Source organism: Pantoea sp. EABMAA-21, assembly GCF_030053335.1.
GTDB classification, from domain to species: Bacteria; Pseudomonadota; Gammaproteobacteria; order Enterobacterales; family Enterobacteriaceae; genus Pantoea; species Pantoea communis.
This window is the reverse complement of record NZ_JASGBX010000001.1, coordinates 138,750-155,537: the sequence shown is the minus strand read 5'-3', so window position 1 is coordinate 155,537 and position 16,788 is coordinate 138,750. Positions and strand designations below refer to the sequence as shown.

Sequence of the window (16,788 nt, the reverse complement as noted above, 5' to 3'; positions counted from 1 at the left end):
CTTTGAAACCCCAGGAGCATCGGATGCCAGCCTCTTCACTCGCGTTGTTTACCGCCGCCACGCAGCAATGGTTTCGCGACACCTTTAAAGCGGCGACGCCCGCACAACATGAAGCCTGGCAGGCCATTTCGAGCGGTAAGAACTGTTTGGTGATTGCGCCCACCGGTTCTGGTAAAACGCTGGCGGCATTTCTCTATGCGATTGATGCCCTGTTTCGTGAACGCAGCGCCGAAGATCTCCCCGAACGAAGTCACAGAACACGCATTCTTTACCTCTCTCCGGTGAAAGCGCTGGCGGCGGATGTTCAGCGCAATCTGCAACGGCCTTTAGCGGGGGTGGCTGAAGAGCGGCGCAAACGCGGTGAAGCCGAGATCACCCTGGAGGTGGGCATGCGATCGGGCGATACGCTCAGCAGCGAGCGGGCAAAATTACAGCGGCGCCCACCGGATATTTTGATCACCACGCCCGAATCTTTATTTCTGATGCTGACATCAAAAGCCCGCGACACGCTGCGTGGCATCTCTACGGTGATTGTTGATGAAGTACATGCCATCGCGGGCAGCAAACGCGGCGCGCATCTGGCGCTCAGCCTTGAACGGCTGGATACGCTGCTAACGCACCCTGCGCAGCGTATCGGCCTCTCAGCCACGGTGAAACCGCCGGAGGCCGTCGCACAGTTTCTAGGGGGGAGTCGCGAAACGCTGATCGTGAATCCTACAGCTCAGCGCCCATTAGCATTAACTATCCGGGTGCCTGTTGAAGATATGACGGATATTCAGCAGCGCCCCGATAGCCGTTCAGTGCAGGATGCCACACTGTCTGCAGGATCCATCTGGCCACACATTGAAGCCGGGATTTTGGATGAGGTGTTACGCCATCGCGCCACTTTGGTGTTTACCAATTCCCGCGGATTGGCTGAAAAACTTACCGCGAGGCTGAATGAGCTCTACACGCGTCGCCTCGAAGAAAAGCCCACTGCGCCAGAAGAGTCCTTTGCCTACGGTTCCTTTACCGGCGGTACAGAGAAACGCACCGTCACACCGAATGACTTATTGGCCCGATCCCACCACGGTTCTGTTTCTAAAGAACAACGGCTGGAAATTGAAAACGCGCTCAAAGCGGGCGAGCTGCGTTGCGTGGTCGCCACATCAAGCCTGGAGCTGGGTATTGATATGGGCGATATCGATCTGGTGATTCAGGTTGGTGCGCCCCCTTCGGTTGCCAGTGCGCTCCAGCGCGTCGGGCGCGCGGGTCATCAGGTCGGCGGTACGCCGAAAGGCATCATCTGGCCGCGCACCCGACGCGATTTGGTGGATGCGGCTGTCATTGTTGAGTCGATGTTGGCGGGTGAACTCGATGCGATTACCCTGCCACACAATCCGGTGGACCTGCTGGCTCAGCACACGGTCGCCGCCGCCTCAATGGACACGCTGGAAATCGACAGCTGGTTTGAGCTGGTACGGCGTGCAGAACCGTTTAAAACGTTACCACGTCACGCATTTGAAGCGGTGCTAAACATGTTAGCCGGGCGCTATCCTTCCGATGAGTTCGCCAACCTGCGACCCCGCCTAATTTGGGACCGACAGAATAATACCCTGACTGGACGGCCTGGCGCGCAGCACCTGGCTGTCACCAGCGGTGGCACCATCCCGGATCGCGGGATGTTCAGCGTTATGCTGCCCGAAGGTGAAGAACAGACGGGCGCACGACGCGTCGGGGAACTGGATGAAGAGATGGTTTATGAGTCGCGGATTAACGACATCATTACCCTTGGCGCAACATCATGGCGTATTCAGCAAATCACCCATGACCAGGTTGTGGTGGTGCCTGCGCCGGGCCGTTCAGCGCGTCTGCCATTCTGGCATGGCGACAGTCTCGGCCGTTCAGCGACACTGGGTGAAGCGATTGGTGGTTATTTACGACAGGCCCATAGTGAAACGTCACTACCCGGTGACAGTCTTGACGCCAATGCCCGACACAATATTAAAAGCCTGATCGCCGAACAAATTCAGGCAACTGGCGAGTTGCCCACCGACCGCAGCTTGTTGATTGAGCGTTGTCGGGATGAAACCGGCGACTGGCGCGTGATCCTGCACTCCCCTTATGGTCAACGCGTGCACGCGCCCTGGGCGCTGGCGGTGGCAGAACGCATTGGCCGCATCATGGGGATCGATCCGGCTGTGGTCGCCAGCGACGACGGTATCGTGGCACGCTTCCCCGATAGTGACGGTCGGGTGCCGGGTGCCGAGCTCTTTTTATTCGAACCTGATGAACTACAACGTATCGTCATGGTATCAGTCGGGCATTCGGCGCTGTTCGCCGCACGTTTTCGCGAATGTGCTGCCCGCGCCCTGCTATTGCCACGCCGCAATCCCGGCAAACGTTCTCCTCTCTGGCAACAACGTTTACGCGCGAGCCAGTTGCTGGAAGTGGCGCGTCAGTTTACAGACTTCCCGATCCTGATTGAGACGGCACGCGAATGTTTGCAAGATGTATACGACCTACCCGCGCTGCATCACCTGATGGCGCGATTACATCAGGGTGATGTGCGGTTGACAGAAGTCACCACCGAAACGCCCTCGCCGTTTGCCGCACCGCTGCTGTTTGGCTACGTCGCCGAGTTCATGTATGCCAGTGATGCACCGCAGGCTGAACGACGCGCTTCAATGCTGGCGCTCGACAGCAATCTGCTGAGTAATCTCCTGGGTCAGGCGGAGATGCGTGAGTTACTGGAACCCGCCGTGATTGCACGGGTTGAACAGGAGTTACAGCGCTGCGTGGCAGAGTATCAGGCGCGCACTATTGAGGCTCTGGTGGATATGCTGCGCGAACTGGGTCCGTTATCAACCGAAGAACTTGTTGCACGCTTCAATGGCGATGAGCCCCTTGAGCCCGGCTTACACGCGCTGCAACAGGCGCAGCGGATCGTCAGTGTGAAAATCGCGGGTATCGCACGCTGGGCAGTGGCTGAAGATGCGGTACGTCTGCACGATGCGCTGGGTTGCGTGTTGCCGACAGGCCTCCCGGCTGCACTGCTCGAACCGGTCGTCCGACCATTGCAGGATCTATTGGGGCGCTACGCCCGCACCCACGCCGTGTTTACCAGTTTGCAAGTGGCTCAACGCTTTGGCCTCGGTCGCGCCGTTGTGGATGAAGCTTTGGATCAGCTTCGCCAGCAAAATAAATTACTTAAAGGCGATTTTCTCGCTTCAGGATCTGATGAGTCCACGCAGTGGGCAGCAGAAAGCGTCTTTCGCCGCTTACGTGTGCGATCGTTACAGTCCGCGCGCGACGCCACTCAACCCGTTGCACCGGCCGCCTATGTGACGTTTCTGCTTGAGCGTCAGGGGCTGTTGAGTGATGCAAACGCGCGACAGCCACAAGGCGCTTTCTCCGGTCTGAATGGCGTAATGAGAGTCGTTGAACAACTGGCAGGCGTGGTGCTGCCGGTATCACTGTGGGAATCGCAAATCTTCCCTGCACGCATTCGGGATTATCAGCCAGCCATGCTGGATGAATTGCTCTCATCGGGAGAGGTCATTTGGGTTGGTCATCCCTCATCAAACATGCAGGACGGCTTGGTTTCCCTGCATTTAAGTGAATTCGCCAGCGAAACCTTGCCTGCACTTGATAACAAAGTGACATTGTCACCCATTGAGTCATCTTTACTGGCGTTGATGCAGGATGGCGCGGGTTGGTTCGTCAAACAACTGATCCCGCGCATAACCGAAATCCGGGACAACGGAGAAATAATCGATCCGACGGAGATTTATCAGGCTCTTTGGCAACTAGTCTGGCGCGGCGTCCTCACCATTGATACCTGGTCGGCGTTGCGTAATCTCAGCCAAATGACCATCACACCCAAACCACGCCCTGTACGTGCTCGTCATGGACGGCATAGTCGCGCCAGTTTTAGCGCCGGTCGCACCACAGCTCCCCGCTTATCGCTGAATACCATGGCCGGTCGCTGGTCGTTGATCCCCCGCCAGCCGATTGCTGACACCGAACGCGCGCTGTCAATGGCAGAAAATATGCTGGATCGATTTGGTGTCATCACGCGTGGTGCCGCAATCGCCGAACAGATTCCCGGCGGCTTTCCGGCGTTGCAACCGGTGTTGCGCGGGATGGAAGATGCCGGGCGACTGTTGCGTGGGCGTTTTATTGCAGGCATGGGCGCGGCACAGTTTGCCGATAACCCTGCTATCGATCGTCTGCGTCAACTCGACGCTGGCAAGTCAGTGCGACATCCCCCTGTCGTATTATCCGCAGTTGACCCCGCGAACCCCTTCGGTTTAACACTACCATGGCCGCTCAGCCTCACAGGAGCCAAACCCACGCGCCGTGCGGGTGCTTTTACGGTCATCGCCAGTGGTCGTGTCCTGCTTTACCTTCCCCCTGGAGGTAAAGAGCTGATGACCTTTGATGCGCAGGATGGCGACGAAGATCTTCATGCCGCACTGGTTGCGCTGGGCCAGGCGTTAAGCCGCGAAAAGCATCTTAATTTCACGCTGGAACGGGTTAACGATCGACCCGTCGGACAATCCAACCTGCTCGCAGCGTTGAAAGAGGCGGGTTTCTCACGTGTCCCCAAAGGTTACAGTTGGTACGGTTAATAAGCGCGCTGACGATAATCCTGCAGTTGCACTCTTTCCAACTGGCGCGGCGTGGCAATGGGCCACGCTTGCTCAGGAAACAGGTAAAGACGAATGCTAAACAGATGAAACAGCGGTGTGAGTAACCCGTCATCCTGCTTTGCCAGCCGCTCCAGCAGCAGCAACAGCCAGTCGAGTTCGTCCAGCAAATCCTGGTGTGGTCGTGTTTGCAGCGATTTCAGACGCCGTTTCAGAAACAAGGCAAGCTCGTGAAACATCTGTCCACTGTCCAGCTGATGTTTTGCCAGCAGATCTTTGTGTCGCGCGTAGTAATCAAAGCTGTTAACGCCCAGCCACACCTCCGTTAACAACATCCCGGCGGTCGACATATCCGGCTGTGGATCGAGTCGTAAACGTGGTAACACCACGTTGACCTTATCCAGCATCAAACTGATGAAACGCTGTCTGCCCAGCAGCGATGAACCGGTACGTTCAAGTTCCTTGATAAAGCGTAATAGCTCACGTAACCCCTGACGAACCGCACGACGCGCCGTCCATGAAGGCCGTTTATTACGCATCAGCACGGTGGCTATCACGGCAAATAGCACGCCAGCCAACGAAGCAATCGCGTTGTTAATCAACAACACCAGATCGGGCTTAAGATGATGGCCTAAACCAATAAAGCCGGGAATCTGGATAGCCACGCTGATGCCAATCATATTGGTTGAGGGGCGTGCAATCATCAGGCCGAGTATCAGCAAGCCCGGCACCAGACAAATAATCAACGCTTCAAATGAGGTGGCCTGCGGTAACAGCAACGCCACATAAATCACGCTGATGAAGATGGCCACAATTACACCGCGCACAAACAATTTCATTGAGGTCAGTGGCGTATCCATACTGGCAAAGAGCGAGCTCAGGATGGCAGCCATTACGGGTGCTGAGGCACCGTCGTGCCAACCCGTGCCAATCCACAGTAAACAGGAACCAAAAATCGCGCAGAATGCGGTTAAGGCCGACAGCCTGATCAACCCTTTGTCATAGAAACGATGGGTACGTTTGCCGCGTGCGGGTGTGGTGTCACCCGAGAGATCGCTGACCAACCCGCCGACGCTTTGATAAGCGCCCGCAATGCGGACAAAGTCCGCCATGCGCTCCAGCAAACCGGTAAACAGCAGGCAGTGTTCAATCGGTAGCTCCCCGCTACGCCAGGCCTGGTTGATATCACTCTGACAACGGCTTAATTCCAGCTGGATACCGCTGGTTTCACCCACGGCTTCGCCATCGTTGAGCCAATGCAAAAACAGGCGGAATGCTACCGCGACGTTGTCCGGGAAGGTAATCTGCAATGCCGATAATCGCTGCAGGCGTAGTTCAATCGCAGTGAGCGTGGGGATTAAATAAGAGAGATGTTGATACTGCACGCTGACCAGACGAATCAAACGGCGCGCGGCATCACCCTCGTAAACACAGTGCGTGATCAAAATTTCCACTTGCTGCGGATTGGTCGCCATACGCGTCAGTATTTCATCGCGTTCGGGAGACTTATCCCCCGGAATACCGGACAGCAAATCGTGGCAAAGTTTGCGCGCATTCAAATACCACTGGCTGACACTCTGTTCCAGCAAACTACGCATCGAGACCGGAAACAATAGCGCATGTACCAGGCTGCTACACACAGTGCCAACAGCGATCTCTTCAATGCGGGATAACACGGTATTGGTGATAGACAGCGGCGTCATCACCTCAGGAAATCCCATGATGGCAGCGCTGTAACCTGCCAGCATGAATACATAGCTTTTTGGCGTGCGATCGTGCAGGGAAAGGTACAGGCACACACTCACCCACAGTGAGATAATGAAGCTAAAAAGTAAGGGGTGTTCAACAGTGACGGGAAAAACAAAGAAGATAAACACGCCGCCTAACAAGGTGCCGAGCATGCGAAACAGTGATTTCGAAATGGTGGACGCAGAGTAAAGCTGAGAGGCAATGAAAACCGTGGTAATGGCCCAGGCGGGTTTATCCAGGTTGAGTTCCAGTGAGAAGTACAATGCCAAAAAGGCAGCCAGACAGGTTTTTACAGCAAAAAAAACGGCGTTTTTTGAAAACCACTGCATGACAGTATTGAGACCAGACGGCACTAAGTGCGGCGTATCCTGCCAGAATATTCAATCTACTCACGGCGATAAATATGTCAGGTTGTTACAGCATCAAAATTGGTGATATTGGCAGGCAATCAATATCAGGGTAATTATTAAGGGTTACTAATGGACTAAATGCAAATTCAGCTTCTATTTACAGAATCTCTCTGATTTATAAGCCTATTGCTTCACAACCTGTCATCAGTCGTATAAATGTGTCCTGGATCACACTTTTCTAAACAACCTCAATGATTACAACGGCTCCATAAAAACATTTCGCGCAATCTGGCGCAGAGCATTGCGCCAGATCATCGCAAGGGGGACTCAGTCACTTAGCACCGTTACCCAGTTCGCATCTTTACCAGCAGGCGCTTCACCCACACGCTTTAACGAACCACTTTTGGCATCAATGGCGTAGCTGCCTGTCACTGCGCTTTTTTCACCGCTGGCGATCAGCCATTTGCCGTCCGGTGTTATGGCAATACTGCGCGGCTGCTTCTCTACTGGCCAACTACCTATCAGCGTCAGTTTGCCACTGTGTTGATCAACGCGGTATCCGCTCACTGTGCTGCTGGTGCGTTCGGTCACAAACAGGAAATGACCGTTTGGCGTCAGATGAATATCGGCTGACCAGATGCGTGGCGTGGTATCGCTGTAACCTGCCGGTCGCTCACGTCCATGCTGCAACTTATACTCTGTGGCTACGGCGTTGGGGGTTTCGCTGACTTTGACCAGTTCGCCACTCGGCTCGCGACGGAACTGGGTGATGATGCCGCCCATCTCACCGACGTTATACAGAAAGCGTTGATCCGGTGATAACACCGAATGACGCGGGCCATTTTCGTCGGCGGTTTTGACATAACCGTTGCCCAGCGCGCTGAGTTCCCCCTCCTCGCTCAGCTTCAACTGCAATACGCGGTCAGTACCGAGATTGCCGACGTAGGCGGTTTTACCGGCATTATCAACAATCACCGAATGTGCCGCATGGCCAGTCTTGTAGCTGCCCACCGGCGGTGCTATCACCTTGCCATCTTTGGCTAGCCGATAGACATGCACCACATCGCCATCGTAGGAGGCGCCCAGCAGGAATCGCCCCTGTTTATCGGTGCTGATATAGGGATAACTGGCCATGGCAGGCACTGCAATCCTCTGATTAAGGTCGCCCGTCGCGCGATCGATGTGCCAGCTCACCAGTTGCAGTGGTTTACTGCGAATGGCCGCGTATAAATGCTGGTGGTCAGCACTCAACGCCAGCGGCATCACTTTTCCGCCTGCCTGAGTGCGCCCCATCAACTGCAATGCGCCGGTTTGTTCGTTCAGCGTGTAGCGGGCGATGGTGCCATCATCCGCTTCTGATACGTAGACAAAAGTTTTTGCCAGCAATGGTGCGCTGAGCGCCATCGCCGTAAGTAATGTGGCTATGTGAAAGGTTTTCTTCATTTAATGTCCTCAGCGAACCAGAGCCGGACGTTTTGCGTCAAAACGCCAGTTATCAATCAAAAACTGCATGCCCAATGCATCGTTGCGGTTCTTATCGGGCAGTGCGTTATAGAGCGCATGCGCCTGCTCGACGCGTTCCATATTCAGTTCAATGCCCAAACCTGGCCCCGGCGGCAGCTCCAGATAACCATCACGAATTTGCGGTGGCTGGTGGCTGAGTGGCTGGCCATCCTGCCATATCCAGTGCGTATCGAAGGCGGTCTGACGATTGCCAGGTGCTGCAGCACCAAGATGGGCCACCATCGCCAGTGAAACATCAAAGTGATTATTGGAGTGGCAACCGGTGGTAAGGCCCCATTCGTTACACAGTTGCGCGACGACGTTGGCGTTGCGCATTGTCCAGAAATGGGGATCGGCGAGCGGGATGTCGATGGCGTTGAGCTGCAGAGCGTGCTGCAGCTGCCGCCAGTCATTGGCGATCATATTAGTGGCCACCGGCACGCCAGTGGCGCGACGGAACTCGGCCAGGGTCTCGCGCCCGGAATATCCCTGCTCTGCGCCACAAGGATCTTCCAGGTATGGCACCTTACCTGCCAGCTGTTTACCAAAGCGAATCGCTTCATCCAGCGACCAACTGGCATTCGGATCCACGGTGACGCGAGATTGTGGAAACCGCGACAGCAAGGCTTCCACGGTTTCGACTTCCTGCTCGCCATGCAAGACGCCGCCTTTTAGCTTGAAGTCCCGAAAACCGTATTGTTCTACTGCGGCTTCTGCGAGCCGTACCACTGCTGCACTGTCCATTGCCGGTTGATGACGTAACCGGAACCAGCCATCCGCTTCGTCATCACCCGAACGGTAGTGCATGTTCGTGCGTTTTCTGTCAGCGACATAAAACAGATATCCCAACACCAGAATACGCTCTCGTTGCTTACCGCTGGCGAGCAGATCCGCTACCGGTAAATCGAGGAATTTACCCTGCAAATCGAGCAACGCAGCCTCAATAGCCGCCGCCGCGTTGTAAAACTTCTCTGGATTCATCTGCGGAATATGAATGTCATTGGTGTGCGAGGTGTGTTGCTGCCGCGCGTCGCTGGCGAACAGTTGGCTCAACGTGGCGTTAGCACGCATCAGTGAGCTACCGATAATCAGCGGGCGAAAATGTTCCAGCAGTTGCAACGTTGAAGCGTGGCACGGCGTTTCCCCCACGCCGCTGTTGCCTGCTGAATCGGTAAGGATCACCAGAATGCGCGTGAAATAGCAGTTATGCGCCCCGCCGATGTTCAGCAGCATGCTGTCGTATCCGGCAACCGGAACGATACGCATCGATTTAATGACTGGTGTGTCGGACATGGTTTCTCTCCGTGTGACCGAATGCAGGGGGAACAGGTTTGCGTCGCAGCAGCAGCCAGACACCGGTGATTACCGACACGCTGGTCAGCGCATACAGCCCGCCGGTGGTGCTGCCGGTATGAAGTTCAAGATAGCCAAACACGGTGGGTGCAAAGAACCCGCCGAGGTTGCCGATGGAGTTGATGAGAGCAATACCAGGCGCGGCGATTGAAGCAGGTAATTCGCTTTGCGGCATTGGCCAGAAGAATGCCGCGCTGACTTTCGAGCCAATGCAAGCGACGATCATCGCGACAAAGCCAAACCAGGGTGTGCCGGTGGTGGCCATAAAGGTGCCGCACGCGGCAATCAGCATCGCAAGACCCAGCCCTTTATCCAGCTTATCGCGGTAGCGGTCGGTGGTTTTACCCAGCAGGAACAAGGCAACAATGGCACATAACCACGGAACGGCGGTCAGCAAACCTATTTCAAAGCTGTTGTAACCCTGAATACGCTGGATGATTTGCGGTAGCCAGAAGACCAGGGTGTAACCGGTCATGGTCATGGTGAAAAAAATCAGACAATAGAACAGTAAGCTGCGATCGCGCAATAAACCCCAGCGGCCGTGCTCTTTAGCATGTACGTCACGAGCTGCATCCTCTAACGCTAACTGTGCTTGCAACGCACGTTGTTCTGCTGGGTTAAGCCATTTGGCATCCTGCGGTTTAGAGACCAGCACTAGCGCGGCCAGCAAACCAATCACAATCGATCCGCCCCCTTCCAGGAACATCACCCATTTCCACCCGGCTAGCCCGTTCACCTCATGCAGCATCAGAATGGCGCCAGTTAAGGGGCCGGAAAACAGAAAGGCGCTGGCGGTGGCACTCAGCACCATCGCGGTGGCACGACCGCGCCATGCGTTCGGCACCCATTGGCGAAAGTAGAATAAGACGCCAGGGAAAAATCCCGCCTCTGCCACACCCAACAAGAAGCGCAGGACATAGAAATGCAGCGGCGTGCTAACAAAACCGGTTAACACTACCACGATGCCCCAGGTAATCATGATGCGCGTCAGCCACACGCGTGCCCCGAGTTTTTTCAGCATCATATTGCTGGGCACTTCGAACAGCGCGTAACCAATAAAGAACAATCCTGCGCCCAGACCAAAGGCTGCGGCACTGATCCCCGCATCCGTCTGTAATTCGGCTTTGACGAATCCAATGTTGGCTCGGTCAATCTGGTTAACAATCAGCATCAGCGCCAGCATCGGGATGATGCGACGGAAAAACTTAGCGATTGCGGAGGCGATATGCGTGTCGTGATCTGCTGCTAAATCATAAGATTGTTGAACCGTCATGCGTCACCTATTGGGTTAATTGCACCGCTATAGGTATACGCAGTCGATTAAAGAGCAGTTATGTGAGAATGCCCGAGACCGTTTGTGCAGATGTTGAAGGGGCTTTTATGTTCAATGCGTTAGCGGTTTTCCCAGCGTAAAGTTTTGTGTGGGTTTGTGCGCTGGCTCACTGGGAAGATAGATACCTCCCAGCGCTATTAGAGCAATGAGTCAGTTTTTCGTTTTTTAGGTCGTTTGACGTCAGTGGTTAAAAATACATTGTTAGTCGCCACGCTGCGAGTCAGAGACTGGGCGATTGATTCCTTAAGCGCAGGGAAATCATCGAAAATCGGGTTGTTATTTATTTGGTCACTTATGATATCTGCGAATTGCTCAATGATATCAGCAGGCTTGATGATTTTAAGCTCACGCGCAAACTTCAGCAGATTATCTCGATTGGGGAATAGTTTGCTTTTATTTAATTTAAGCGCCAACTCTTTATCAGTAGTTGGATAAATGTCTGTATTGACCACGTCATAGAGTGGGGATAACTTGGGTGATCCATTATTTTCACTTGCATACAGTAATGAAAAATTCTTCAAATGCGCGTCACCGTTGCCTACCATGCAGCTAAAAAGAACATAGCGCCAATACAACTCAACCTGGGACTGATCGCGCGTAAATAAACTCACAATTTTCCCACCGGTTTCATAAGAACCACTGTATTTATGGTCTGATGTTTTCCCTGATAGCACACAGAAGTCCTCCATTGCCAGACGTCTATTATGCTGAATATCAAAGCGTTCCATAATAAAAAGTTCTTTATTATCAGAAAGCCAAAAATCGGCAACTGGCAAGCCACAAAGCTTCGCCAGGGACATACAGATAAATTCATTTTCCGCTAATCGTGGGTACTCTTCATCACCCGTTTTCGCTATAAGATTTGGGTACAACACGGTACCACGATTCTCAGTGCTGATCATTACCTTAGGCTGCACACCCGAAATGGAGGTTTGTAGCAGGTATTTATTTAGCAAATATTGAAAAGCGCTTTCTTTATGATCCCAGCGAAGCAAATCATCCAGTTTTTCCGGTGAAGGCCGCGGAAAATCGATCTCACTTTTATACGATAATGCGCCTATTCCAGTGTCCTGCTGTAATGCGAGGAAAAGCATATCACTCACGTTCCCCACATAACGGCGTAAACGTTCAGCGATGTGGTAGCGAACATAGCCTTCAGGTATGTTCATCTCAAAAATATTAAATAATCGACTACCGTTATAACTGATCCGATTTTCCGCCAACATGGTAAGCGATACGGGGCGTGCCATTTCAGAGAAATAACTGAAATTGTAACTCCCCCGTTCATGCAACAATCTTCCGCTGTACTCACCCCCGCTAAACACGTCAATGTAACGCAGTGGCTTTGCCAATTGGTTGAAATCAGTCATCGTTAAACAATTCCTCCAGTTCATCCAGTTGCGGTATGCCCGCAGACTGCACGGAAAGTTTTAGTTCGAGCGTATTGAGATACAACGTCAATACTTTGAGTGACCCCGAATAAAGGCCGTTCTCAATCTGCGAGATCACGGTGCGGTGAACACCCGAATGCAAGGCTGCTTTGGCTTGCGTCCACCTTTTCGCCTTACGTTTTTCCTGGCACTTTCTGCCGATATCTTGCATGCCTGGCAGCATACGCCTCCAGATGTTGTTATATAGCAACATATATGTAAAAAAGACCCGATTGTTATTATATAGCAACATTTTAAGATTTCGACAAACTCTTATATAGGTTTCTACTACACTTGCCTGATTCAAATGAGCAATGAGGTTTAGATGACGCAATCCCCTGACAGCAATCAAGCCTGGCTACTGGCATCGCGCCCCGATGGCGAACCGGTTAAAGAGAATTTCCGGCTTGTTGAACAACCTATTCCCTCCATCAAAAAGGGTGAGATGCTGCTCCGCACGGTTTACCTCTCACTGGATCCTTATATGCGCGGGCGCATGGATGACAGTAAATCCTATGCGCCTCCGGCACAACTTGATCAGCCAATGGTCGGCGGTACAGTTTCACAGGTGGTTGAATCGCAGCATCCCGATTATAAAACCGGTGACTGGGTACTGGCAGGCAGCGGATGGCAACGTTATGCCGTCTCGGATGGCACTGGCGTAGCTAAAATCGGCGATCTGCCCCACCCATCCTGGGCGCTGGGCATTCTGGGGATGCCCGGCTTCACCGCTTACATGGGCCTGATGGACATTGGGCAGCCAAAAGCAGGCGAAACCCTGGTGGTCGCCGCCGCGACGGGCCCGGTGGGAGCCACCGTCGGGCAACTGGGTAAGCTCAAAGGCTGTCATGTGGTTGGCGTTGCCGGTGGTGAAGAGAAATGCCGCTACGCGATTGAAAAACTCGGGTTCTCAGCCTGTCTCGATCACCATCGCGAGGATTTTGCTGAACAGTTGGCGAACGCCTGCCCGGACGGGATCGATATCTATTTCGAGAACGTTGGTGGCAAAGTGTTTGATGCCGTGTTCCCGCTGTTGAACACCGCCGCTCGCGTACCGGTTTGTGGACTGGTCTCAACCTATAACAGTGGCAAAACCCTACCCGCTGGTCCTGACCGTACGCCACAAATCCTGAGTGGGATATTGAAGCGCCGAATCCGTATGCAGGGATTTATTATTTTCCAGGATTACGGTGATCGATATCCGGAATTTCTGCAGGCGATGACGCCATTGGTTGAACAGCAGAAAATTCACTATCGTGAACACATGATCGATGGATTAGAAAATGCACCACAGGCGTTCTTCGATATGTTGAAGGGTAATAACTTTGGTAAAACCGTGGTCAAAGTGGCTGAAGAAGAGTGATAAGGGCCGGTTATTCTTAACATTAAATAACCGGCTAAATAGCAGCGTTATCTCTGTTTGGCCTGCGGCAGCAAGAGTTCCGTCAAAATTTTATTACGCTGTTTTTTGGTCAGCCAAAACATGCGTGGAACCCACGCCGGACGCGGCTGCGCGGCATAGAAATGCTGCATTTCATCTAACCAGGTTGCGTTGTTCATTGTTCCCTCCTTTGTTAAAAAAAGTATGGAGGGAAAAAACCGGAACAAATAGTGAGTAGATTATAAAATTTGTTCCGGGTTTAAACAGTCATGGCAAATCCATGGCAAATTAACGCCCTTTCTTTTTACGACCAGGTTGAGCAAAGCGCTGACGTCCTGCCGGTTTGGCCGCAGCTTTCTCGGGGATCTTTGCACCGTTCGATACGACTTTTTTCGCCGCTGCTGCCGGTTTCTTTTTCGCCTGGCTTTGCTGCGTTTTTTTGTCTTCGGATGAAGAATCCTCGATCAAGTTAAACAACTCAATCAATTCGTCATCAGTAAAATCACGCCATTCGCCCAGCGGGATGCCTTTCAGACTGACATTCATGATACGCGTACGTTCAAGCTTGGTGACTTCGAAGCCAAAATGCTTGGTCATTCGGCGAATCTGGCGGTTAAGACCCTGAACCAGGATGATACGAAACACAAAGGTCGACTCTTTCTTCACTTTGCATTTTTTGGTCACAGTACCCAGCATCGGCACACCCGCCGCCATCCCGGCAATAAACTCGTCGGTGATGGGCTTATCTACGGTCACCACGTACTCTTTCTCGTGGTTGTTACCGGCGCGCAGGATCTTATTGACCAGGTCACCGTGGTTGGTGAGGAAAATCAGACCCTGTGAGTCTTTATCCAGACGGCCGATCGGGAACACGCGTTTACTGTGGTTAACAAAATCACCGATGTTATCGCGTTCACCCTCTTCCATAGTGGTAATAATGCCCACCGGCTTGTTGAGCGCAATCAGCACTAAATCTTCTTCGTTACGCGGCTCGATCAACTGCCCATTCACTTTCACTTCATCCCCGGCAAAGACCTGTGCGCCAACGGTCGCGCGCTTGCCGTTAATAAAAACGTTGCCTTGCTCTATGTAACGATCGGCATCACGTCGTGAGCAGATTCCGCTCTCGCTAATGTATTTGTTCAGGCGCGTGGATGAGTTGGGCAGCATGGTTCCTCCGAAAAAAACGGACTATACAACAACCTTAGACATTGTGTAAGACACGGTTAAACATCATTGTTCCAGCTTGTAACCTCATCACCGTTTGGTAACAGCACACTAACATTGTGGTTGTTCCTCAGGAATCGATCAGCGACAATCGCCATCCATCGCGTTTTCTTATGACAGAGTATGACCTTCATGACACACCTGCGTCGCGCCAGCTGGATAACATCGCTGCGGACTTTCCTTGCCCGTCTTTGGCCGCATCCGTTACCGGTCGCCAAAAAACAGAGAGTGATGGCCAGCATCGGTGCGGGCCTCGGCCTGATGATCACCAGCCTGACCAGCCACTGGCTGCTTGGTGAGGTCAACTTATGGTTTGTGGCACCGATGGGGGCGTCTGCAGTGCTGCTTTTCGGCTTACCGAATAGTCCGTTGGCGCAACCCTGGTCGATTGTTGGCGGGAATCTGGTCGCAGGCGTGATAGGCGTGACAACCGCGATGTATGTGCCCTATCCCGCAGTCGCTTGCGGCATTGCGGCTTGTCTCGCCATTGCCGTGATGTTTCAGCTGCGCTGCTTGCATCCTCCCAGCGGGGCGGTGGCGCTGACAGCGATTCTGGGCGGCAGTGGCGTTCAGCAATTGGGATATCAGTTTATTCTCTCTCCCGTGCTGCTAAATTCCGTGTGTCTCGCTGTACTGGCAATCATTTTTAATAATCTTGCGGGTCGCCGTTCCCCGCATCCGCTGGCTGCTAACGAACCTAAAACGAATTCAGTGGCGCTTGAAGTGCCAATTACTCGCGATGATCTGCATCAGGCACTGGAGAACGGTCAGCTTCTCGATATTGACGAGGATGATTTGCAGCAGCTGTTACAGCGTGCTGAAGATATTGCGCGTCGTCGGCAACAGCTGCCGGTACAGTCGCTGAAGCGCGCTAGTTAAATAGCAGGCGGTACTAAACCCAACTGCAAACTGTATTAAAACAGACCGCGACTGATTTCCCCGCCGAAGCCGTGAATCCTTACACCATTATCATCCACTTCGACCACCGCAAAGGGCACTTCGGCTGGGCCATCGAGCATGCCCTTCATGGTATAAAACCCTGTCTGACCGATGTATGCAGCGTTGCCGCGGTGGTCATGCCCTGAGAAGCAAAAATGTATGTTGTAACTAGAAAGGAGATCCACCAGCACACTGGCGTTCATCAGTATATGCGTGGTGTGAGGCGCCAGCGGGTAATGACCAAACACCCCCACTTTTTCCCCCCGTTGCTGAGCTTCAATCAATTGCTGTTCAATCCAGTTCAGCTGCTGCTGACCGACGGCACCGTTCCATGGCTGAGCCTGCGGCTGTCGCTGCGCCTTTAATTCCGCTAACAGGTTCTCAGCCTGGTAATAGTCATCACCATTCAGTGCATTGCAGTACAAACTGACATCGTTACCGTCATAAACAATAAACCGCCACCCCGCTAAGCGAAACGAGTAATAACTTTTGGGGAGTGCCGCACGATTATTCAGATGCTGAGCAAGGGTTTGCGCATCATGATTCCCCAACACTACCGCATGCGGATGCACCAACTGGTCATACAGCGGCAGAATGGCGGCATAGCTTGCCCAATCGCGGTCAACCAAATCCCCCAGCGTGACAACAAAATCCAGCGGTTGCTGATTCAGGGCTTCAATTGCCTGCGGTAACTTATCAAGTGCATGACGGTAGTAGAGGTTATTGGCGATATCAGCTTCGACATCGGCATACTGCGGATCAGCAATCACACCGAAACGCAGCACGTTATCCATCATTGCAGGACGTAAATCAGGTAAAGCATAAAGCTCGGCCACATCGCCGAGGAGTTCGCGCTGCAAGGATGTCAATGGATGCGGATGAGTCACGAAAA

Annotated in this window: 12 protein-coding genes; 3 read left to right on the top strand and 9 right to left on the bottom strand. The window is 53.1% G+C overall.

Annotated features, from left to right (window positions below):
• The first annotated feature begins 23 nt into the window (after positions 1-23).
• Positions 24-4,613: an ATP-dependent helicase gene (locus tag QMZ65_RS00685; protein WP_283215196.1), complete on the top strand. Its 4,590-nt coding sequence runs from the start codon at positions 24-26 to the stop codon at positions 4,611-4,613.
• Here QMZ65_RS00685 and QMZ65_RS00680 read toward each other — a convergent pair.
• The 6 genes from QMZ65_RS00680 to QMZ65_RS00655 all read right to left on the bottom strand — a co-directional run bounded on the left by QMZ65_RS00680 (position 4,610) and on the right by QMZ65_RS00655 (position 12,533).
• Positions 4,610-6,709, bottom strand: a complete 2,100-nt coding sequence (locus QMZ65_RS00680; protein ID WP_283215195.1) for an FUSC family protein — start codon at positions 6,707-6,709, stop codon at positions 4,610-4,612. The genes QMZ65_RS00685 and QMZ65_RS00680 overlap by 4 nt on opposite strands.
• Before the next feature lie 348 nt (positions 6,710-7,057).
• Positions 7,058-8,173 (bottom strand): lactonase family protein, encoded by a 1,116-nt coding sequence (locus tag QMZ65_RS00675; protein WP_097117145.1) that lies wholly within the window; start codon positions 8,171-8,173, stop codon positions 7,058-7,060.
• 9 nt (positions 8,174-8,182) lie between these two features.
• Complete coding sequence (locus tag QMZ65_RS00670; RefSeq protein ID WP_283215194.1) at positions 8,183-9,526, bottom strand: enolase C-terminal domain-like protein; 1,344 nt, start codon at positions 9,524-9,526, stop codon at positions 8,183-8,185.
• Complete coding sequence (locus tag QMZ65_RS00665; protein ID WP_160867313.1) at positions 9,504-10,859, bottom strand: MFS transporter; 1,356 nt, start codon at positions 10,857-10,859, stop codon at positions 9,504-9,506. Before QMZ65_RS00665 ends, QMZ65_RS00670 begins: the two co-directional genes overlap by 23 nt.
• A gap of 197 nt (positions 10,860-11,056) precedes the next feature.
• On the bottom strand, positions 11,057-12,289 hold the full coding sequence (locus QMZ65_RS00660; protein WP_097117148.1) for a type II toxin-antitoxin system HipA family toxin: 1,233 nt from the start codon (positions 12,287-12,289) through the stop codon (positions 11,057-11,059).
• A complete protein-coding gene (locus tag QMZ65_RS00655; RefSeq protein WP_058960556.1) occupies positions 12,282-12,533 on the bottom strand; it encodes a helix-turn-helix domain-containing protein in 252 nt (83 codons plus the stop codon). Before QMZ65_RS00655 ends, QMZ65_RS00660 begins: the two co-directional genes overlap by 8 nt.
• Before the next feature lie 141 nt (positions 12,534-12,674).
• Between QMZ65_RS00655 and curA the strand changes: the two genes are divergently transcribed.
• Complete coding sequence (curA, locus tag QMZ65_RS00650; protein WP_283215193.1) at positions 12,675-13,712, top strand: NADPH-dependent curcumin/dihydrocurcumin reductase; 1,038 nt, start codon at positions 12,675-12,677, stop codon at positions 13,710-13,712.
• A 47-nt stretch (positions 13,713-13,759) separates the two neighbouring features.
• Here the strand turns inward: curA and QMZ65_RS00645 are convergent, their stop codons facing one another.
• Together QMZ65_RS00645 and rluF are read right to left on the bottom strand one after the other, a co-directional pair.
• Positions 13,760-13,909 carry a hypothetical protein gene (locus QMZ65_RS00645; protein ID WP_160832916.1) on the bottom strand — a complete coding sequence of 50 codons (150 nt, stop codon included), beginning with the start codon at positions 13,907-13,909 and terminating at the stop codon, positions 13,760-13,762.
• Positions 13,910-14,018: 109 nt separating this feature from the next.
• Positions 14,019-14,900, bottom strand: coding sequence for a 23S rRNA pseudouridine(2604) synthase RluF (gene rluF / locus QMZ65_RS00640; protein WP_283215192.1), 882 nt, complete (start codon positions 14,898-14,900; stop codon positions 14,019-14,021).
• A gap of 189 nt (positions 14,901-15,089) precedes the next feature.
• Between rluF and QMZ65_RS00635 the strand changes: the two genes are divergently transcribed.
• Positions 15,090-15,836 (top strand): HPP family protein, encoded by a 747-nt coding sequence (locus QMZ65_RS00635; RefSeq protein WP_283215191.1) that lies wholly within the window; start codon positions 15,090-15,092, stop codon positions 15,834-15,836.
• A 35-nt stretch (positions 15,837-15,871) separates the two neighbouring features.
• On the opposite strand, the gene QMZ65_RS00630 is transcribed toward QMZ65_RS00635, so the two are convergent.
• Positions 15,872-16,783 carry a metallophosphoesterase gene (locus tag QMZ65_RS00630; RefSeq protein WP_097117150.1) on the bottom strand — a complete coding sequence of 304 codons (912 nt, stop codon included), beginning with the start codon at positions 16,781-16,783 and terminating at the stop codon, positions 15,872-15,874.
• Positions 16,784-16,788: the final 5 nt, after the last annotated feature.